Annotated in this window: 15 protein-coding genes and 1 tRNA gene; 11 read left to right on the forward strand and 5 right to left on the reverse strand. The window is 66.1% G+C overall.

All coding sequences use genetic code 11. The features are described 5' to 3' along the window. Positions 1 to 30: 30 nt before the first annotated feature. Positions 31 to 113, forward strand: a tRNA-Tyr gene (locus tag ON44_RS29945). Positions 114 to 169: 56 nt separating this feature from the next. On the opposite strand, the gene ON44_RS53805 is transcribed toward ON44_RS29945, so the two are convergent. Further along, entirely contained in the window at positions 170 to 1300 is a 1131-nt protein-coding gene (locus ON44_RS53805; RefSeq protein WP_218007656.1) for a nitroreductase/quinone reductase family protein, read from the reverse strand. Between ON44_RS53805 and ON44_RS29955 the strand changes: the two genes are divergently transcribed. After that, on the forward strand, positions 1294 to 1758 hold the full coding sequence (locus tag ON44_RS29955; protein ID WP_040696095.1) for a MarR family transcriptional regulator: 465 nt from the start codon (positions 1294 to 1296) through the stop codon (positions 1756 to 1758). The genes ON44_RS53805 and ON44_RS29955 overlap by 7 nt on opposite strands. An 18-nt stretch (positions 1759 to 1776) precedes the next feature. On the opposite strand, the gene htpX is transcribed toward ON44_RS29955, so the two are convergent. Further along, positions 1777 to 2658: a zinc metalloprotease HtpX gene (htpX, locus tag ON44_RS29960; RefSeq protein ID WP_040696098.1), complete on the reverse strand. Its 882-nt coding sequence runs from the start codon at positions 2656 to 2658 to the stop codon at positions 1777 to 1779. 110 nt (positions 2659 to 2768) lie between these two features. Next, positions 2769 to 3791: a polyprenyl synthetase family protein gene (locus ON44_RS29965; RefSeq protein ID WP_040696101.1), complete on the reverse strand. Its 1023-nt coding sequence runs from the start codon at positions 3789 to 3791 to the stop codon at positions 2769 to 2771. A 194-nt stretch (positions 3792 to 3985) separates the two neighbouring features. Between ON44_RS29965 and ON44_RS29970 the strand changes: the two genes are divergently transcribed. The 3 genes from ON44_RS29970 (at position 3986) to ON44_RS29980 (ending at position 6187) form a co-directional block, all read left to right on the forward strand. Beyond that, complete coding sequence (locus ON44_RS29970; RefSeq protein WP_040696105.1) at positions 3986 to 5266, forward strand: geranylgeranyl reductase family protein; 1281 nt, start codon at positions 3986 to 3988, stop codon at positions 5264 to 5266. Between the two features lies 1 nt (position 5267). Further along, positions 5268 to 5681, forward strand: a complete 414-nt coding sequence (locus tag ON44_RS29975; RefSeq protein ID WP_040696108.1) for a helix-turn-helix transcriptional regulator — start codon at positions 5268 to 5270, stop codon at positions 5679 to 5681. A 71-nt stretch (positions 5682 to 5752) separates the two neighbouring features. Continuing rightward, the gene (locus ON44_RS29980; protein WP_040696111.1) at positions 5753 to 6187 is read left to right on the forward strand and encodes a VOC family protein; all 435 of its coding nucleotides are present in this window, start codon (positions 5753 to 5755) and stop codon (positions 6185 to 6187) included. Positions 6188 to 6223: 36 nt separating this feature from the next. Here the strand turns inward: ON44_RS29980 and ON44_RS29985 are convergent, their stop codons facing one another. Continuing rightward, on the reverse strand, positions 6224 to 6730 hold the full coding sequence (locus ON44_RS29985) for a DUF2505 domain-containing protein (RefSeq protein WP_040696115.1): 507 nt from the start codon (positions 6728 to 6730) through the stop codon (positions 6224 to 6226). A gap of 40 nt (positions 6731 to 6770) precedes the next feature. Here ON44_RS29985 and ON44_RS29990 point away from each other — a divergent pair, with 40 nt between their 5' ends. The 4 genes from ON44_RS29990 (at position 6771) to ON44_RS30005 (ending at position 13688) form a co-directional block, all read left to right on the forward strand. Continuing rightward, complete coding sequence (locus ON44_RS29990; RefSeq protein WP_051182594.1) at positions 6771 to 7253, forward strand: DUF3592 domain-containing protein; 483 nt, start codon at positions 6771 to 6773, stop codon at positions 7251 to 7253. An 89-nt stretch (positions 7254 to 7342) separates the two neighbouring features. Continuing rightward, a complete protein-coding gene (locus tag ON44_RS29995) occupies positions 7343 to 8485 on the forward strand; it encodes a glycosyltransferase family 4 protein (RefSeq protein ID WP_040696124.1) in 1143 nt (380 codons plus the stop codon). Between the two features lie 148 nt (positions 8486 to 8633). Beyond that, positions 8634 to 9347 carry a demethylmenaquinone methyltransferase gene (locus ON44_RS30000; RefSeq protein ID WP_040696117.1) on the forward strand — a complete coding sequence of 238 codons (714 nt, stop codon included), beginning with the start codon at positions 8634 to 8636 and terminating at the stop codon, positions 9345 to 9347. A gap of 150 nt (positions 9348 to 9497) precedes the next feature. Then, positions 9498 to 13688 (forward strand): bifunctional nitrate reductase/sulfite reductase flavoprotein subunit alpha, encoded by a 4191-nt coding sequence (locus tag ON44_RS30005; RefSeq protein ID WP_040696126.1) that lies wholly within the window; start codon positions 9498 to 9500, stop codon positions 13686 to 13688. A 78-nt stretch (positions 13689 to 13766) separates the two neighbouring features. On the opposite strand, the gene ON44_RS30010 is transcribed toward ON44_RS30005, so the two are convergent. Continuing rightward, positions 13767 to 14801: an aldo/keto reductase gene (locus ON44_RS30010; protein ID WP_040696118.1), complete on the reverse strand. Its 1035-nt coding sequence runs from the start codon at positions 14799 to 14801 to the stop codon at positions 13767 to 13769. Positions 14802 to 14883: 82 nt separating this feature from the next. Between ON44_RS30010 and ON44_RS30015 the strand changes: the two genes are divergently transcribed. Both ON44_RS30015 and ON44_RS30020 read left to right on the forward strand, forming a co-directional pair. Continuing rightward, on the forward strand, positions 14884 to 15498 hold the full coding sequence (locus ON44_RS30015) for a TetR/AcrR family transcriptional regulator (RefSeq protein WP_040696120.1): 615 nt from the start codon (positions 14884 to 14886) through the stop codon (positions 15496 to 15498). Positions 15499 to 15558: 60 nt separating this feature from the next. Further along, positions 15559 to 15909: an SgcJ/EcaC family oxidoreductase gene (locus ON44_RS30020; RefSeq protein WP_218007657.1), complete on the forward strand. Its 351-nt coding sequence runs from the start codon at positions 15559 to 15561 to the stop codon at positions 15907 to 15909. Positions 15910 to 15955 lie beyond the last annotated feature (46 nt).

Consider the following 15955-nt stretch of genomic DNA (forward strand, 5'->3'; position numbering starts at 1 on the left):
TAAGCTGCTCTGCGCGCCGAGAAGCGCGATGGCAGGTTGCCCGAGCGGCCAATGGGAGCAGACTGTAAATCTGTCGGTGAAAGCCTACGTAGGTTCGAATCCTACACCTGCCACCGAAAACCCCCGTCGATCATCATGATCGGCGGGGGTTTCTCATTTCTGCGGGCATTTACCGCTGTCGAAGTGCGGCCGGGTCGGTCGCATTCAGGGTTGCCACGAGTTCGTCCTCTTCGTAAGTAAAATGGGTTTCCAATTCATTTGCGAGACGGTCGAATTCGGTACGCAAACGGACCGGGTCGGCACTGTTCAGCAACTGCTGCAATTCGGCGAGTGCCAGGGCAACCACACCGTGCTCACGCTGCAGCCGCTCGACCACCGGAGCCAATTCGGGATGGCTGCGGACCAGCGCCGGAAAGACACCGTCCTCATTGGTGTGATGCTCATGCAGCGCACCACAGAATGCGACACAGTGGCTGCGCAGATCCATTGGCAGGCTTGGGATTTCACTCGAATCGTCGAGCTGATCGAGTTGCGTGCGAACCGTCGCGAGATCGCGCCGCAATTGCTCGTGCACGGTCCGTAGATGGTCGCCGATAGCGACCGCGCGTGGGGCCGCCTGCCGCGGGGCCGCATCACCCGAGCCGACGATCGCGGCGGAGACACCCGCCACCACGGTCGCGGCGACCGCCGCACCGACGATCACCCCGCGGCGGCCGATCGCGGATCGCTGTTCCCGATACAGCGCGATCACCGGTATAACTCTCGAAGTTCCCGCTTGATATGCGGCAAACGCCGGATCGCGTTCGGCCTGCTCGGCGTAGCGCTGGTCGCGCTCGGCACCCACCAGCACTGTTGCGGTTGCCCGAAAAGTCTCGACGCCGGCCGCTTCGCCGATCTCCACGGTGACGGCCGGATTCCGCCGCACGTTGTAGAACCACGCCGGATGGGTGTCGGCGCCACCGTTCGAGCCGAAGATCAGTAAACGATCGCCGTCTCGGTAATAGACGACCGGCGTCGTGTGCTCACGTCCGCTTTTCGCGCCGACCGTGGTCAGCAGGATTAGCGGTACACCCTCGAACATCGCGCCGACCGACCCCGCGTTCGCGCGGAACTCCTCGATGATCGCCGCATTGAAATCCGCCGCCGAAGTCGGCTGTGCATCTGTCATGTCCTGCGTCCTTCCGGATCGCCGGGCGGACCGGCAACCGCTGGTACTAGCCTTGCCAGAGAGATTAGATTTTGCTTTGCAAGCAAAATCATTTTGTAAGCAAAGATTATTTGGAGGTGTGCGGGATGTCAACGGGTGCGCGTGGCATCGGGGTGGAGGAGGGCATCCGGAGTCTGCTGCTGCTGATGCCGCGGGTGGTCGGGCGAGCCAAGAAGATGCGCGTTCCCGATGAGTTGCAATCGTTTTCGCTTGCTCCGCGGCATCTGTCACTGCTGGCGAATCTGGTGTTCGAGGGGCCGATGACGGTGAACGAGCTGGCGGCGCGGCTGGAAGTCGCGCCGACGACGGTCAGCCTGATGGTTGGCGATCTGAGCCGTCAGGGAGTACTCGAGCGACGCTCGGATGCGGCGGATCGCCGTCGGACCATCGTCGCCATCGCAGCAGCGCACGAGAAGTCGGTCAATGCCTGGCTCGGTGGCAGCGCGCGGGCGTGGCGGAAGGTGCTCGAGCCATTGAATGCCGAGCAGCGGCGGATGTTCGTCGAGACGCTACGGGCCTACGAACAGGAACTCGCGGCCGAACACGATTGAGCGCGTCGGGCCCACCGATCAGTAGTTGCGGGGCCCGCCCGCCATTTCCTCGAGCCGGGCGATGCGATCGGCCATCGGAGGGTGGGTGGAGAACAGGCGTGCCGCACGCTCACCGGCCCGGAACGGGTTGGCGATCATCAAGTGCGACTGGGCCGTCAGCTGCGGCTCAGGGGGCAGCGGGGCGGCCTGTACGCCGCGCTCCAGCTTGCGCAGCGCCGAGGCCAAGGCGAGCGGATCGCCGGTCAGCTCGGCACCGGATCGGTCGGCTTGATATTCGCGGGAGCGCGAGACGGCCAATTTGACCAGGGTCGCGGCGATCGGGCCGAGCAGCGTCACCAGAATCACGCCGAGGATATTGGGGCCCTCGCCATTGCGGTTGCCGCCGAACATCGAGGCGAAGAAGGCCAGGTTGGCCAGGCCGGAGATGACCGCGGCCAGTGCGCCCGCGATCGAGGAGATCAGGATGTCGCGGTTGTAGACGTGCGATAGCTCGTGGCCGAGCACCGCGCGTAGTTCGCGCTCATCGAGGATCTGCAGGATGCCGCTGGTACAGCAGACCGCGGCGTGGCGCGGATTGCGTCCGGTCGCGAAGGCGTTGGGGGCGTTGGTCGGGCTGATATAGAGCCGCGGCATCGGCTGACGCGCGGTGGTCGCGAGCTCGCGCACGATGCGATAGATGACCGGGGCCTCCAGCTCGCTGACCGGCTGCGCGTGCATGGCCTTGAGCGCGATCTTGTCGCTGTAGAAATAGGCGTAGGCATTCATGCCGACGGCAAGCAGGATCGCCAGGAAGAGAATCATCGGGCTGCGGAACATCGCTCCGGCGAACACGATCAAGGCCGAGAGGCCGACCATGAGCCCGAACGTCTTCAGCCCATTCGTATACCCGTGCCCGTGCATAGGTCTCCTTGCCCACTCCCCCGTTCGTCGAGTGTCTTACGGCAGATCAACGATAGAGATCGTGGGCAAAGTTCCGGATGTGATCCAGTCCGGCGCGCCGGGGCGAACCACTAGCCGACGCGTTCGATGGTGTAGCGGACCAGGCGCTCGAGGGCGTCGTTGGCCGGGCCCGACGGCAGCGCGGAGAGTTCGGCGTGCGCGATATCGGCGTAGCTCTGCAGCTTCTCCTTGGCCAGCACCATGCCGCGGGAGTGGGCGAGCAGGGACAGCGCCTCCTCGACCTCGTCGTCGGTCTGCAGCGGGTGGGCCAGCAGTTTGCGCAGGCGGTCGCCGTCGGCGCCCTCGTCGCGCAGCGCGTACAGCACCGGCAGGGTGTGCACGCCCTCGCGCAGGTCGGTGCCCGGCGTTTTACCGGATTGTTCGGCGGCCGAGGAGATGTCGATGATGTCGTCGGAGATCTGGAAGGCGGTGCCGACAGCATCGCCGAGCCGGGCCAACCGCTCGACGTGTTCGGCATCGGCACCGGAGAAGGTGCCGCCGAAGCGCCCGGCGGCGGCGATCAGCGAGCCGGTCTTCTCCCAGACCACACGCAGGTAATGCTCGACCGGATCCTGGGATTCGCGGGCGCCCATGGTTTCCCGCATCTGACCGGTGACCAGTTCGGCGAAGGTTTCGGCGATGATCCGCACCGCATCGGGGCCGAGGGTCGAGGTGAGCCGTGACGCGTGTGCGAAGAGATAGTCGCCGGCGAGGATGGCGATGCTGTTGCCCCAGCGCGAATTCACGCTCGGGGCGCCGCGGCGCATCGGGGCCTCGTCCATCACGTCGTCGTGGTACAGAGTCGCCAGGTGCACCAGCTCGACCACGGTGCCCGCAGTGATCAGCGCCGGATCGGTGGGGCGCGGACCGAGCTGACCGGTGAGGATGGTGAACAGCGGGCGGAATCGCTTGCCCCCGGCCTTGGCCAGATGCAGCGCCGCCTCCTGTAGGAACAGCTCGCCGTCGGACAGCTCATCGATCAGGAGTTTTTCGACATCGATGAGGCCATTGCGCACGGTCTCCGCGAGCTCGGTATCACCGAGATCGACTCCGGCCACCACCGTGCTCTCATCACTCACAGCCGATGTGCTCATCTCTTCTCCCAGCGATGCGTCCGACCCCACGGTAGAGAACCTAGCGTGTCCCCGCCGCGCGGCCCATGAACACCGTCACTATGCGGTGTATCAGACACCCTTCCATATCGTTTTCCGACCTCATCGATCGCATGGTCTGCGCCACGGGCGGGCTCCATCGACACGAACCGAATGCTCCTGCGAGTATTGAGCGCATGGGTTCACCGGATGTCACCCCCGTCGGCGGGGACGGGGAGACGCAGAGCGCGATTCCCACACAGACCGAAGTACTCGTGGTCGGTGCCGGGCCGGCCGGATCGGCCGCCGCCACCTGGGCCGCGCGGGCCGGTCGCGATGTCCTGCTCATCGATTCAGCCGTCTTCCCACGTGACAAGACCTGCGGCGATGGACTCACCCCGCGCGCGACCGCCGAATTGGAGCACCTCGGGCTCGGCGACTGGCTGCGCGCGCACACCGTGAACCACGGCCTGCGGCTGACGGGTTTCGGTCGCGAGGCCAAGCTGCCGTGGCCGGGCGGCTCCTTCCCGACGTATGGAAGTGCCGTTCCCCGAACCGAACTCGACGACAAGCTGCGTGAGACAGCGGTGAAGTCCGGGGCCAGGATGCTGGATGGCACGAAAGTGATCGATGTCATCCGAGAGGGTGATCGCGTCACGGGTGTGACGGTGCAGACGGCGGAGGGCACCCGTTCGATCGGATGCAAGACGCTCGTGGTCGCCGACGGTGTCCGCTCCCCGATCGGAAAACTGCTCGGGCGCACCTGGCATCGGCAGTACGCCTATGGCACCGCGGCCCGCGCCTACATCAAATCCGCGCGCAGCGACGACCAGTGGATCACCTCGCATCTGGAGCTGCGCAATGCCGACGGCGACTTGGTACCCGGCTACGGCTGGGTGTTCCCGCTCGGCAATGGCGAGGTGAATATCGGCGTCGGCTCGCTGGCCACCGAGCAGCGGCCCTCGCATATCGCGCTGAAACCGCTGCTGGAGCACTACACCTCGTTGCGCCGCGAGGAGTGGCAGTTCGAGGGTTCGCTGCGGGCGGTCGCGTCCGCACTGCTGCCGATGGGCGGGGCGGTATCGAATGTCGCGGGGCTCAATTGGGTGCTGATCGGCGATGCCGCGGGCTGTGTGAATCCGCTCAACGGCGAGGGCATCGATTACGGACTGGAGGGCGGGCACATGCTCGCCGATCTGCTGGACGAACCGGATCTCACGACGGTGTGGCCGGAGCTCTTGCGTACCCGCTACGGGCGGACGTTCTCGGTGGCGCGGCGGATCGCCGGTCTGGCGACCCACCCCAGAATGGTGCCGATGGGCGGGCCGCCGGTGATGCGGTCGAAGTATCTACAGCGCACCGCGGTTCGGGTGATGGGCAATCTGGTCACCGATGAGGATCTGGATCTGACGGCAAGGGCCTGGCGGGCCGCGGGTCGAGCGTCCTACCGCTTCGACGAACTCGCACCCTTCACCTGAGATGACCGGATTGCCCGCGCTCTACCTACTTCCGCATCTGCGGCGGGCGCGAGATCTTGCGGACCGGAACTATGCCGAGCCGTTGAATCTGGACGAATTGGCTGCCGCCGCAGGGGTTTCGAAGTATCACTTCCTGCGCGCGTTCGCGGCCGTGTACGGCGTGACGCCCGCGGCGTATCTGGCGGAGCGGCGGATCGAGCGGGCACAGGATTATCTGCGGGCCACCAACCTCACCGTGACCGAAGTATGCATGCTGGTGGGATACAGCAGTCTCGGGTCGTTCAGCAGTAAGTTCCGGCAGTTGGTCGGGGTGACGCCGTCGGAGTATCAGGCCAAGTTCGCGGACGGCGCGCCACGGATTCCTGGCTGTTATGTGTTCATGCACGGGCTGTCGGATCGCAAGCCGCGGGACTGAGGCCGAGCGGTTCGCACAGCTCAGCAATTTCGGAGAAGCGTTCAGGTCGACGCGTTTCCTAGCCTTTGGGCATGACTATTACGAATGTCTCGCTGGTCACCGTGTACGTCACCGACCAGGATGCGGCCAAGCAGTGGTACACCGAAAAGCTGGGGTTCGTCGAGCGCACGGATCTGACGATGGGCGACAACGGATTCCGCTGGGTCAGCATCGCACATCCCGATCATCCGGAACTCGAGGTCACCCTGATGATTCCGGGACCGCCGCTGGATGACAATCTCGCCGACGCCATCCGCCGGGCCCTGGCCAATGGCACCCACGGCGCGCTCGGCCTGAAGACCGACGACTGCCAGAAGACCTTCGAGGAATTGACCGCCAAGGGCGTGGAGTTCATCCAGCCGCCCGCCGAACGGCCCTATGGCACCGAGGCGATCATCCGGGACAACTCCGGCAACTGGCTGGTGCTGGTGGAGCCCAAGGAATTCAGCCCGGAGGATTTCGCCTAGCCGATGAGCCCGGCACGCCCCGGCGTTCGGAACGGGTCAGGCGCTCGCCTGCGCGGCGACCCACTCCTCGATGTGTTTGCGCTCGCTCTCGAGCACCCGATGATGCAACTGCTCGGCGAGCGGTTCGATGGCACCGCCGACCAGTGGCAGCTTCACCTGCACGGTGCCGGCCACCTCGATCTCGGAACCCTCGGCCGTCGGGCGCAGTTCGTAGGTGCCCGACATTTCGCTGTTGATGCCGCCGGTGGCGCCCTCGAAGGTGCCCTTCGCGATTTCGCCGTCCAACGCCTGCCAATTGTCGGTGCGCGAGAGCACCAGTTCATTCTTGAGTACCTTGCTCACGATGCCGGGAACCTTGTCATCGCTTGCCTTTTCGGTCATATGTATGCGGATGGTGCCCGCGCCCTGCGGATGCGAGAGATCGAGCGTGGCGGTCTGCGCACCGGCGAACCGGGACTGCCAGAAGTCATCGGTGGTGAGTGCCCGGTGAAGATCTTCGACCGGGACGGCGTAGGGCACGGTGAAGCTGAATTTTCGGGACATGGGCGCAAACGGTATCGGAGGCGGCAAGTAGCCTGTTGTGGTGTCGGAAACCAGCCAGTCTGAAAGGCGTTCGAACCGCCTGCGGCGGGCCAGGATAGGGGTGCTGACGGCGGCCGTCTTCCTCAGCGCCCTCATCGTGCTGCTGGTGCTGGCCGCCTGGCGCAACGACTATCTGATCAGCTCCGACAAGGGCGTGACCTCCGCCGAGGTGCTCTCGGCCGGGCGGCTGCGTTCGGCGGTCATCTATGTCACACCGGACGGGAAGACGCACAATCCGAAGGTCGGGGTGCTGTATCCGACCAACCTCACCGCAGGTGAGCGGATCAATGTGGAGTACAACCGCAAGGATCCGGATCTGGTCCGGGTGGCCGGGCGTGATGTGCGGGTCGCGATTCAGCCCGCGCTATCGGTGATCCTGGTGGTGTGGGCGGTCGCGTTGCCCACGATGTGGCTGCTACTGCGTGCACAACGCCGCACGCCCGGCCCGATGAACGGATCTCGCGCGGCGGCCGGCGCCGCCTGAGTCGAGCAGCCCCGACAGTTCGCCGGATCTTTGCGTATCGGTCATTTCGACGTGACGGCGTGGCGCGTTGCACGGGTCAACCTGGGATGGTGCGAGTAGCCATCGTTTCGGAGTCGTTCCTGCCGAATATGAACGGCGTCGTCAATTCCGTGCTCCGGGTGCTGGACCACCTGGACCAGCACGGGCACGAGGCGCTGGTGATCGCGCCGGATACGCCGCACGGGCTGCCCGCCGCCCCACGGGTCTACAAAAGGTTCCCGGTGCATCTGGTACCAGCGGTGATGGTGCCGAAGGTCAGCTCGCTGCCGGTGGGGCTGCCGCAGCCCGGGATCACCGCCGCGATCAACGAATTCGATGCCGATGTGGTGCATCTGGCCTCGCCCTTCCTGCTCGGCGCGGGTGGTCTCGGTGCGGCGATGCGGTTGGATCTGCCCACGGTCGCGATCTATCAGACCGATGTGGCCGGATTCGCGAAGAGTTACGGACTGGGGCTGGCCAGTCGGGCGGCCTGGGCCTGGACGCGACGGATTCACGAGGGCGCGACACGGACGCTGGCACCGTCGCGGGCGGCGGCCGAGGATCTGGGGCGCCACGGTATCCCCCGGGTGCACCGCTGGGGTCGCGGTGTCGATATCGGCCGGTTCACACCGTCGGCGAAGCGACCGGAGCTGCGGGCGTCCTGGTTACGCGGGCAGGACAAGCTGCTCGTGGGGTTCGTCGGTCGGCTGGCCCCCGAGAAGCATGTGGAGCGGCTCGCGGTGCTGGCGAGCGATCCGGCGATCCAGCTGGTGATCGTCGGAGACGGGCCGGAGCGGGCGCGGTTGGCTCGGATGATGCCCAGCGCGGTCTTCACCGGTGAGCTCGGCGGCGACGGGCTGGCGCAGGCGTATGCGAGCCTGGATGTGATGGTGCACGCGGGGGAGCACGAGACTTTCTGTCAGGGCGTGCAGGAGGCGCTGGCCGCCGGGGTTCCGGTGATCGGGCCGGATGCGGGCGGACCGCGCGATCTCATCGCGCACTGCCGCAACGGCTACCTGCTGCCGGTGGATCGCTTCACCGAGCTGTTACCCAGTGCGGTTGCGGCGCTTCGTGATCCGGTATTGCGGGCGCGATTCGCCGCGGCCGCTCGCAAGTCGGTGCTGCACCGGACATGGCCTGCCATCTGTACCGAATTGATGGGCCACTACGCCGACGTCACGGGGATTCGGACCCAGCTGCCGCACACCGCGTGATCCGTTTGTGAGTTTCGCGACCTCCGAAAGCCGATTACCGGGTGTGACCACGGAAAAGACCGGCGCGTCCGATGGTGACACGGATTGTCTGGGCCAGTTCGGCGCGGGAGTCTCGCCCGGCATGTGTTACGCGCGGTAGGTTCGGGGCGTGGCGAAAACAGAGCAGCGGGAACCGGTTCGGGCTTCGCTGGACAAGCAGCCGCACGAGGTCGCGTCGATGTTCGACGGGGTCGCGAAGCGGTACGACCTGACCAACACCGTCATCTCCTTGGGACAGGACCGATATTGGCGCTGGGCGGTGCGCAAAGCAGTGGCGCCGCGGCCGGGTGAGCGCGTGCTCGACCTCGCCGCAGGCACCGGCATTTCTACGCTGGACCTGGCGAAATCCGGTGCCTGGTGCCTGGCGGCCGACTTCTCCCAGGGCATGCTCGCCGCGGGCAAATTCCGCAATGTGCCGATGGTCGCCGCCGATGCGACCGCACTGCCCTTCGCCGACGATTCGTTCGACGCGGTGACCATCTCCTACGGTCTGCGCAATATCTCCGAGACCGATGCCGCGCTGCGCGAGATGCTGCGGGTCACCAAGCCGGGCGGGCGGATGGTGGTCTGTGAGTTCTCCACACCGATCGTGCCGATCTTCAGCACCATCTATCTGGAATACCTGATGAAGGCGCTGCCGAAGGTCGCGGTGGCGGTGAGCAGTAATCCGGATGCCTACGTCTACCTCGCCGAATCCATCCGGGCCTGGCCGAATCAGCGGCAGTTGGCGCTGCGGATCGCCGATGCGGGCTGGTCGTCGGTGAAATGGCGCAATCTGACCGGCGGCATCGTCGCACTGCACCGCGCTTACAAAATGGGCTGACCGCCGAATTGCGCTGAGCACCTGGTCGCGGCATATTTTCGTGGCGTACGCCACACCTCACGGGGGAAGTTTGCTGCGGTGAGGTCAATTGTCATCTGTCGATAACGTTGGGTAAATCGGCCGCAATCGGCGGTGCGCATGATCGGTGGCATGACCGATGCAGGCACCGATCGCGCGAGCACCGCCAGAACGGCGTGCTCGTACTGCGGCGTCGGCTGCGGCATCGTCGTCGAGACCCGCGCGGGTGCGGACGGTGCGCCGGTCATCGCCAAGGTCCGCGGTGACAAACTGCATCCGACGAATGCGGGTCGGCTGTGCACCAAGGGCGCGACCCACCTGGAGTTGATGACGACGCCGGGGCGGATGGAGACCGCGTACCGGCGGCCCGAGCGCGGTCAGGTACCGGTGCCGGTGCCCGTCGACGAGGCGGTGCACGAGGTGGCCACCCGGCTGCGGGCGATCCTGGACGAACACGGACCGGACGCCGTCGCGCTGTACGTCTCCGGGCAGATGTCGCTCGAGGCGCAGTACCTGGCGACCAAGCTGGCCAAGGGGTATCTGCGGACCAAGCACATCGAGGCCAATTCCCGGCTGTGCATGGCCAGTGCCGGGACCGGCTACAAGCAGTCGCTCGGCGCGGACGGGCCGCCCGGCTCCTATGACGACTTCGAACACGCCGATCTGTTCTTCGTGACCGGCGCGAATATGGCCGACTGCCACCCGATCCTCTATCTGCGCATGATCGACCGGGTCAAGGCGGGGGCGAAGCTGATCGTGGTAGATCCGCGACGCACCGATACCGCGGCGCGGGCCGATCTGTTCCTGCAGATCGCGCCGGGTACCGATCTCGCCCTGCTGAACGGGCTGCTGCACCTGCTCGTCGAAAACGGTGATATCGATACGGACTTCATCGCCGAGCACACCGAGGGATGGGCGGCGATGCCCGAATTCCTCGCCGATTACCCGCCGGACCAGGTCGCCGCGATCACCGGGCTGGCCGAGGACGATATCCGGACAGCAGCGCGCTGGATCGGCGAAGCCGGCGAATGGATGTCGCTGTGGACCATGGGACTCAATCAGTCCACCCACGGCACCTGGAATACCAACGCGCTCTGCAACCTGCACCTGGCCACCGGGGCTATTTGTCGTCCTGGTAGCGGACCGTTCTCGCTGACCGGTCAGCCGAATGCCATGGGCGGGCGCGAAATGGGTTATATGGGTCCGGGTTTGCCCGGGCAGCGCAGCCTGCTCTCCCCCGCCGACCGCAGCTTCGTGGAGACCGCGTGGGGCGTCGAGCCGGGCACGCTGCGCACCGAAGCCGGACCGGGCACGATCGAGATGTTCCGCCAGCTGTCCGAGGGGCAGATCAAGGCGGCCTGGATCATCTGCACCAATCCCGTTGCCACCGTAGCCAACCGGAAGACGGTGATCGGCGGCCTGGAGGCAGCCGAGCTGGTCATCGTGCAGGACGCCTACACCGATACGGCCACCAACTCCTACGCCGACATACTGCTACCCGCCACGCTGTGGGCCGAAGCCGATGCGGTGATGGTGAATTCGGAGCGCAACGTCACTTTGCTGCAGCGCTCGGTGGATCCGATCGGCGATGCCCGTCCGGACTGGTCGCTGATCGCGCAGGTCGCCACCGCGATGGGCTTCGCGGGTTTCGAATACTCCTCCAGTGCCGAGGTTTTCGACGAGATCAAGCAGTTCGCCAATCCAACCACCGGATACGACCTGCGTGGCATGAGCTACGAGCGGTTGCGCGAGGGGCCGATGCAGTGGCCGTGCGCCGAGCCCGACCGCGCGCGCAACCCGATCCGCTACCGCAATGACGGTGTCAGCCAGGAACTTTTCGTCGACGATGCCGGGCACCAGCCCCGGTTGTCCTTCGCGACGCCGAGCCGCCGCGCGGTGTTCTGGCCGCGCCCGCATCTGGCGCCGGCGGAAATGCCCGACGACGACTACCCGTTCATGCTGAATACCGGCCGCCTGCAGCATCAGTGGCACACCATGACCAAGACCGGCAAGATCGACAAGCTGACCAAGTTGACCGGCCAGCCGTTCGTCGAGGTACATCCCGAGGATGCCGAGCGGCTCGGGGTCGAGACGGGCGACCAGCTCGAAATCGCCTCCCGGCGCGGTCGAGCGGTGCTGCCGGTGCAGATCAGCGACCGGGTACGGCCCGGTGATTGCTTCGCGCCGTTCCATTGGAACGACGAACAGGGCGAGTATCTGACGATCAATGCCGTGACCAATGACGCGGTGGATCCGGACTCGTTGCAGCCCGAATTCAAGGCGTGCGCGGTGTCGTTGCGGCGGGTCGCGGTGATGCCGAAAGCGGCCGAAAAACCTTCGGCGGGCGTGCCGGAAACCGCCGCGAACCATGGGTCGCACCCGCTGGCGGTCATGCTGGGGCTCGACGCGGGCACAGCACCGACGCTCAGTGAGACCGAGCGGATCTACCTCGCTGGATATCTCTCGGCGCTGCAATCCCTTCCGGTGACGGGTCAGCCGGTGCTGCCCGAATCCGCACCGCTGGCCAAGAACAGTCGGCTGTGGATCGATGGACTGCTGGCCGGAATGTATTCGCGAAGTGCGGCAACCGAATCCGCGACCGTCGACAATGGTCCCGACGAAGCACCGGCGCGTCCCATCACCGTGCTGTGGGCTTCACAGACCGGAACCGCCGAAGAGTTCGCGGCAACGGCGGCCGCGCGTCTGGCCGAATCCGGTTTCGCGCCGCGGCTGCTCGATATGGACTCGTGCGACCTCCACGAACTGACCGGCGATGTGCTGGTGATCAGCAGCACCTTCGGCGACGGCGGACCGCCGGATAACGGCACCGACTTCTGGGAACGCCTGGACGACAGCGTGCTCCGATTGACCGGCATGCGGTACGCGGTCTTCGCACTCGGCGACTCCTCCTATGACGACTTCTGCGGCCACGGTCGCAAACTGGATGCGAAACTGACCGAACGCGGGGCCACCCGACTGCTCGCACGCGTCGACAGCGAACCCGATTACGAGGAGGCGGCGGCGCGCTGGCTCGACGAGGTGCTCGCCGCACTCGACGGCGGTGCGCCCGAAGTTGGTCCGCCCGGGCCGATCGGAACTCGGACGCCCGCGCGATCCTCCGGTGTCACGATGGTGCTGCCCCGCACCGCACCGCCGCTCGGCCGAAACCAGGACCCGGGTCCTGCGCCGTTTACCCGCAACGCCCCGGTGACCGCACCGCTGGTGCGCAATGAACCACTGTCGCATGCCGGTTCGCCGAAAGAAGTGCGCCAGTTCGGCTTCGACCTGCGCGGGCAGAAGGCGAACTACGAGGTCGGCGATTCCCTCGGGATTTGGCCTGCGAACGCCGATTCGATGGTGGCCGAATGGCTCGGCGCGACCGGGCTGGACGGTCGTCGGATCCTCGAACTCGACGACCAGGAACTGCCGCTGGCTCAGGCGCTGCGGACCCGCTACGACATCACGAAGGTCAGCCACGATCTGCTCACCTTCATCGCCGAACGCAATCCCAACAACCGACTGGCGAAACTGCTGCGCCGCGACAATCGCAATGAACTCGACAACTACCTGTGGGACCGACAGGCCGTCGACGTGCTGCGCGATTTCCCGGTGCGCGCAGATCTCGTCGAATGGCTCGGCACGCTGAAAAAGCTGCAACCGCGCCAATATTCGATTTCGTCGAGTCCGCTGGTCAGCCCCGACGAGGTACAGCTCACCGTGGGTGTCGTCCGGTACGGCGATCCGGCCGCGACCGGATCCGCCGCGCGGCGCGGCGGGGTGTGCTCGACCTTCCTCGCCGACCGCGCCGACGCCGCCGAATCCGCGGTGCCGATCTTCCTGCAGCGCGCCCCGCACTTCCGGCCGCCGCTCGATCCGACCGCACCGATGATCATGGTCGGCCCCGGCACCGGCATCGCGCCCTTCCGCGGCTTCCTGCAGGAACGCCGTGCCCTCGGCTGCAGCGGCCGCAACTGGTTGTTCTTCGGCGATCAGCATGCCGCCCAGAACTTCTACTACCGAGCCGAATTGGAGGATATGTTCCGCTCGGGCTTCCTCACCCGGCTCGATCTGGCCTTCTCCCGCGATCAGCGCGAGCGGATCTACGTGCAGCACCGGATGATCGAGCACGGCGCTGAGCTGTGGTCCTGGCTGCGCGACGGCGCGCACTTCTATGTGTGCGGTGATGCCGCACGCATGGCCAAGGATGTCGACGACACCCTACTGGCCATTGCCCGGATCCACGGCAAGCTCGACGAAGACGGGGCGCTGGCGTTCCGGAAGCAGTTGGTTGCCGAGAAGCGGTACGTTCGCGACGTGTACTGAGGGTGGGTGGCCTCGGCGCCCATTCCTGTTCCGATCCTGCGGGTTCGGCGGAGGAGCTGGGCGCTGTGGCCGATCCCCTCACACCGCGGGAGCACTCAGCCGAGCAAAATCCGGCAGCCGGTAGTACGGGTAGTAGGGGTACGCCGGAGTAGTCGCGCCAGCCTGGTCGAGTCGCGCGATCTGCTCGGCATCGAGCTCCCAGCCGACCGCTCCGAGGTTCTGGCGCAGCTGCTCCTCATTGCGCGCGCCGACGATGACGGTCGACACCGTTGGACGGCGCAGCAGCCAGTTGAGCGCGATCTGCGGGACAGTCTTACCGGTCTCCACAGCGAGCTCGTCGAGTACGTCGACCACGTCGTAGAGCTTGTCGTCATCGACCGGCGGACCTGCCTCCGCGGTCAGATGCAGACGACTGCCCTCCGGAAGTGGTTGGCCGCGGCGGATTTTCCCGGTCAGCCGACCCCAGCCGAGCGGGCTCCACACCACCGCGCCGACGCCTTGGTCCAAGCCGAGCGGCATGAGCTCCCATTCGTAGTCGCGGCCGACGAGTGAGTAGTAGACCTGATGGGCGACGTAGCGGGTCAGGCCGTGCCGGTCCGCCGCGGCAAGGGATTTCATCAGCTGCCAGCCCGCGAAGTTGGAGGCGCCGAGGTAGCGGATCTTGCCCGCACGCACCAGATCGTCCAGTGCCGCAACGACTTCCTCGACCGGGGTGTGCGCGTCGAAGGCGTGCAGTTGGAACAGGTCGATGTGGTCCGTGCCGAGCCTGCGCAGCGAGCCCTCGACCGCCTTGATCAGGCGCGAACGGCCGGAACCTGCGTCGAGCGGACCGGGACCGGTCGGCAGACTCGCCTTGGTCGACAGCAGCAGTCGGTCACGCCTGCCCTTGATGGCAGCACCGAGCACTTCCTCGGAGGCGCCATCGGAATAGACATCGGCGGTATCGAACATGGTGACGCCCGCATCCAGGCTGATATCGATCAGTCGGCGCGCCTGCTCCGCATCGGTATCGCCCCACGCGCTGAACAGTTCGCCGCGCCCGCCGAAGGTGCCCGCGCCGAAACTCAGCGCCGGGACGAGCAGACCTGATGCGCCGAGCCGCCGGTACTCCATGATAACTCCTAAAGGGTCTATAGTTCCGTTAACGATTTGAACCATACACGCGTCGCGTAGCAAATGAAACTGGAGTTCCGTTATGGAGTCTGACAATGCCACCCCCGGCTCGATTCGCCCTGGTGGGCGCACTGCTCGCGTCCGCGAGGCGGTGCTGCAGGCGGCGGGTGATCTACTCGCCGAGCGCGGTTTCGCGCACCTGGATCTGACCGAGGTCGCAGCGCGCGCCGAGGTCGGCAAGACCACGGCCTATCGCCGCTGGCGCAACTCCACGGGACTCATCGCCGACCTGCTCGTCGATATGGCCGAACAATCACTGCCACATGCGGATACCGGCTCCCTGCTCGGCGACCTCACCGCCAACGCCCGCCTGGTCGCCAAAACACTCACCGACCCGCGCCAAGGCAAGCTCTTCCAGGCCGTCATCGCCGCTGCCACCTGCGACGAAACCGCCGCAGCCGCCCTACGCCGCTTCTACGACATCCGCCTCACCGAATGGACCCCCTGCATCGACGCCGCCATCGCCCGCGGCGAAATCCCCGAAAACACCGACGCCCGCGCCGTCCTGACCGCCGTCTCCTCCCCCCTCTACTACCGCCTGCTCGCCAGCGGCGACCCAATCGACGACACAGCCGCCCGCACGGCCGCCGCAGCCGCCACCCAAGCCGCGACAGCGGGCATCTTCACCAAGTCATGATCAAGATCAGGTGGAACTGGTGGCGAGCCCTTCTCGGGCGATGCCGCGGCATTCGGCGAGTTGTTCACCGACGACTCCGATTACGTGTCCTACGACGGCACCCGCGCGATCGGCCGTGAGGAACACCAGGCCAACCACGACAAGCTCTTTCGCGGTGTGCTCGCCGGTTCGGCCCTGGTCGGCGAATTGGAGTCGATCCGGTACGTGACACCGGATGTCGCGATCATGCACGGCACCGCGTCGGTGCTGATGCCGTGGCGGTCGCGACTGCCCGAGCGCCGCCTGTCGCGGCAGACCATGGTGCTGGTCCGAACCCCCGAGGGATGGCGGATCACCGCGATTCACAATGGCCGCGTACGGCCGGTCACGGTTCCGGAGCCGGATTCGTTCCGGCCAGGATGTCTCAACTGATCGCCCGGATCGCGCGCAAGCTCGGTCTCGGCCGCAGGTGATCAGC

The organism is Nocardia vinacea NBRC 16497, assembly GCF_000308835.1.
GTDB lineage: Bacteria > Actinomycetota > Actinomycetes > Mycobacteriales > Mycobacteriaceae > Nocardia > Nocardia vinacea.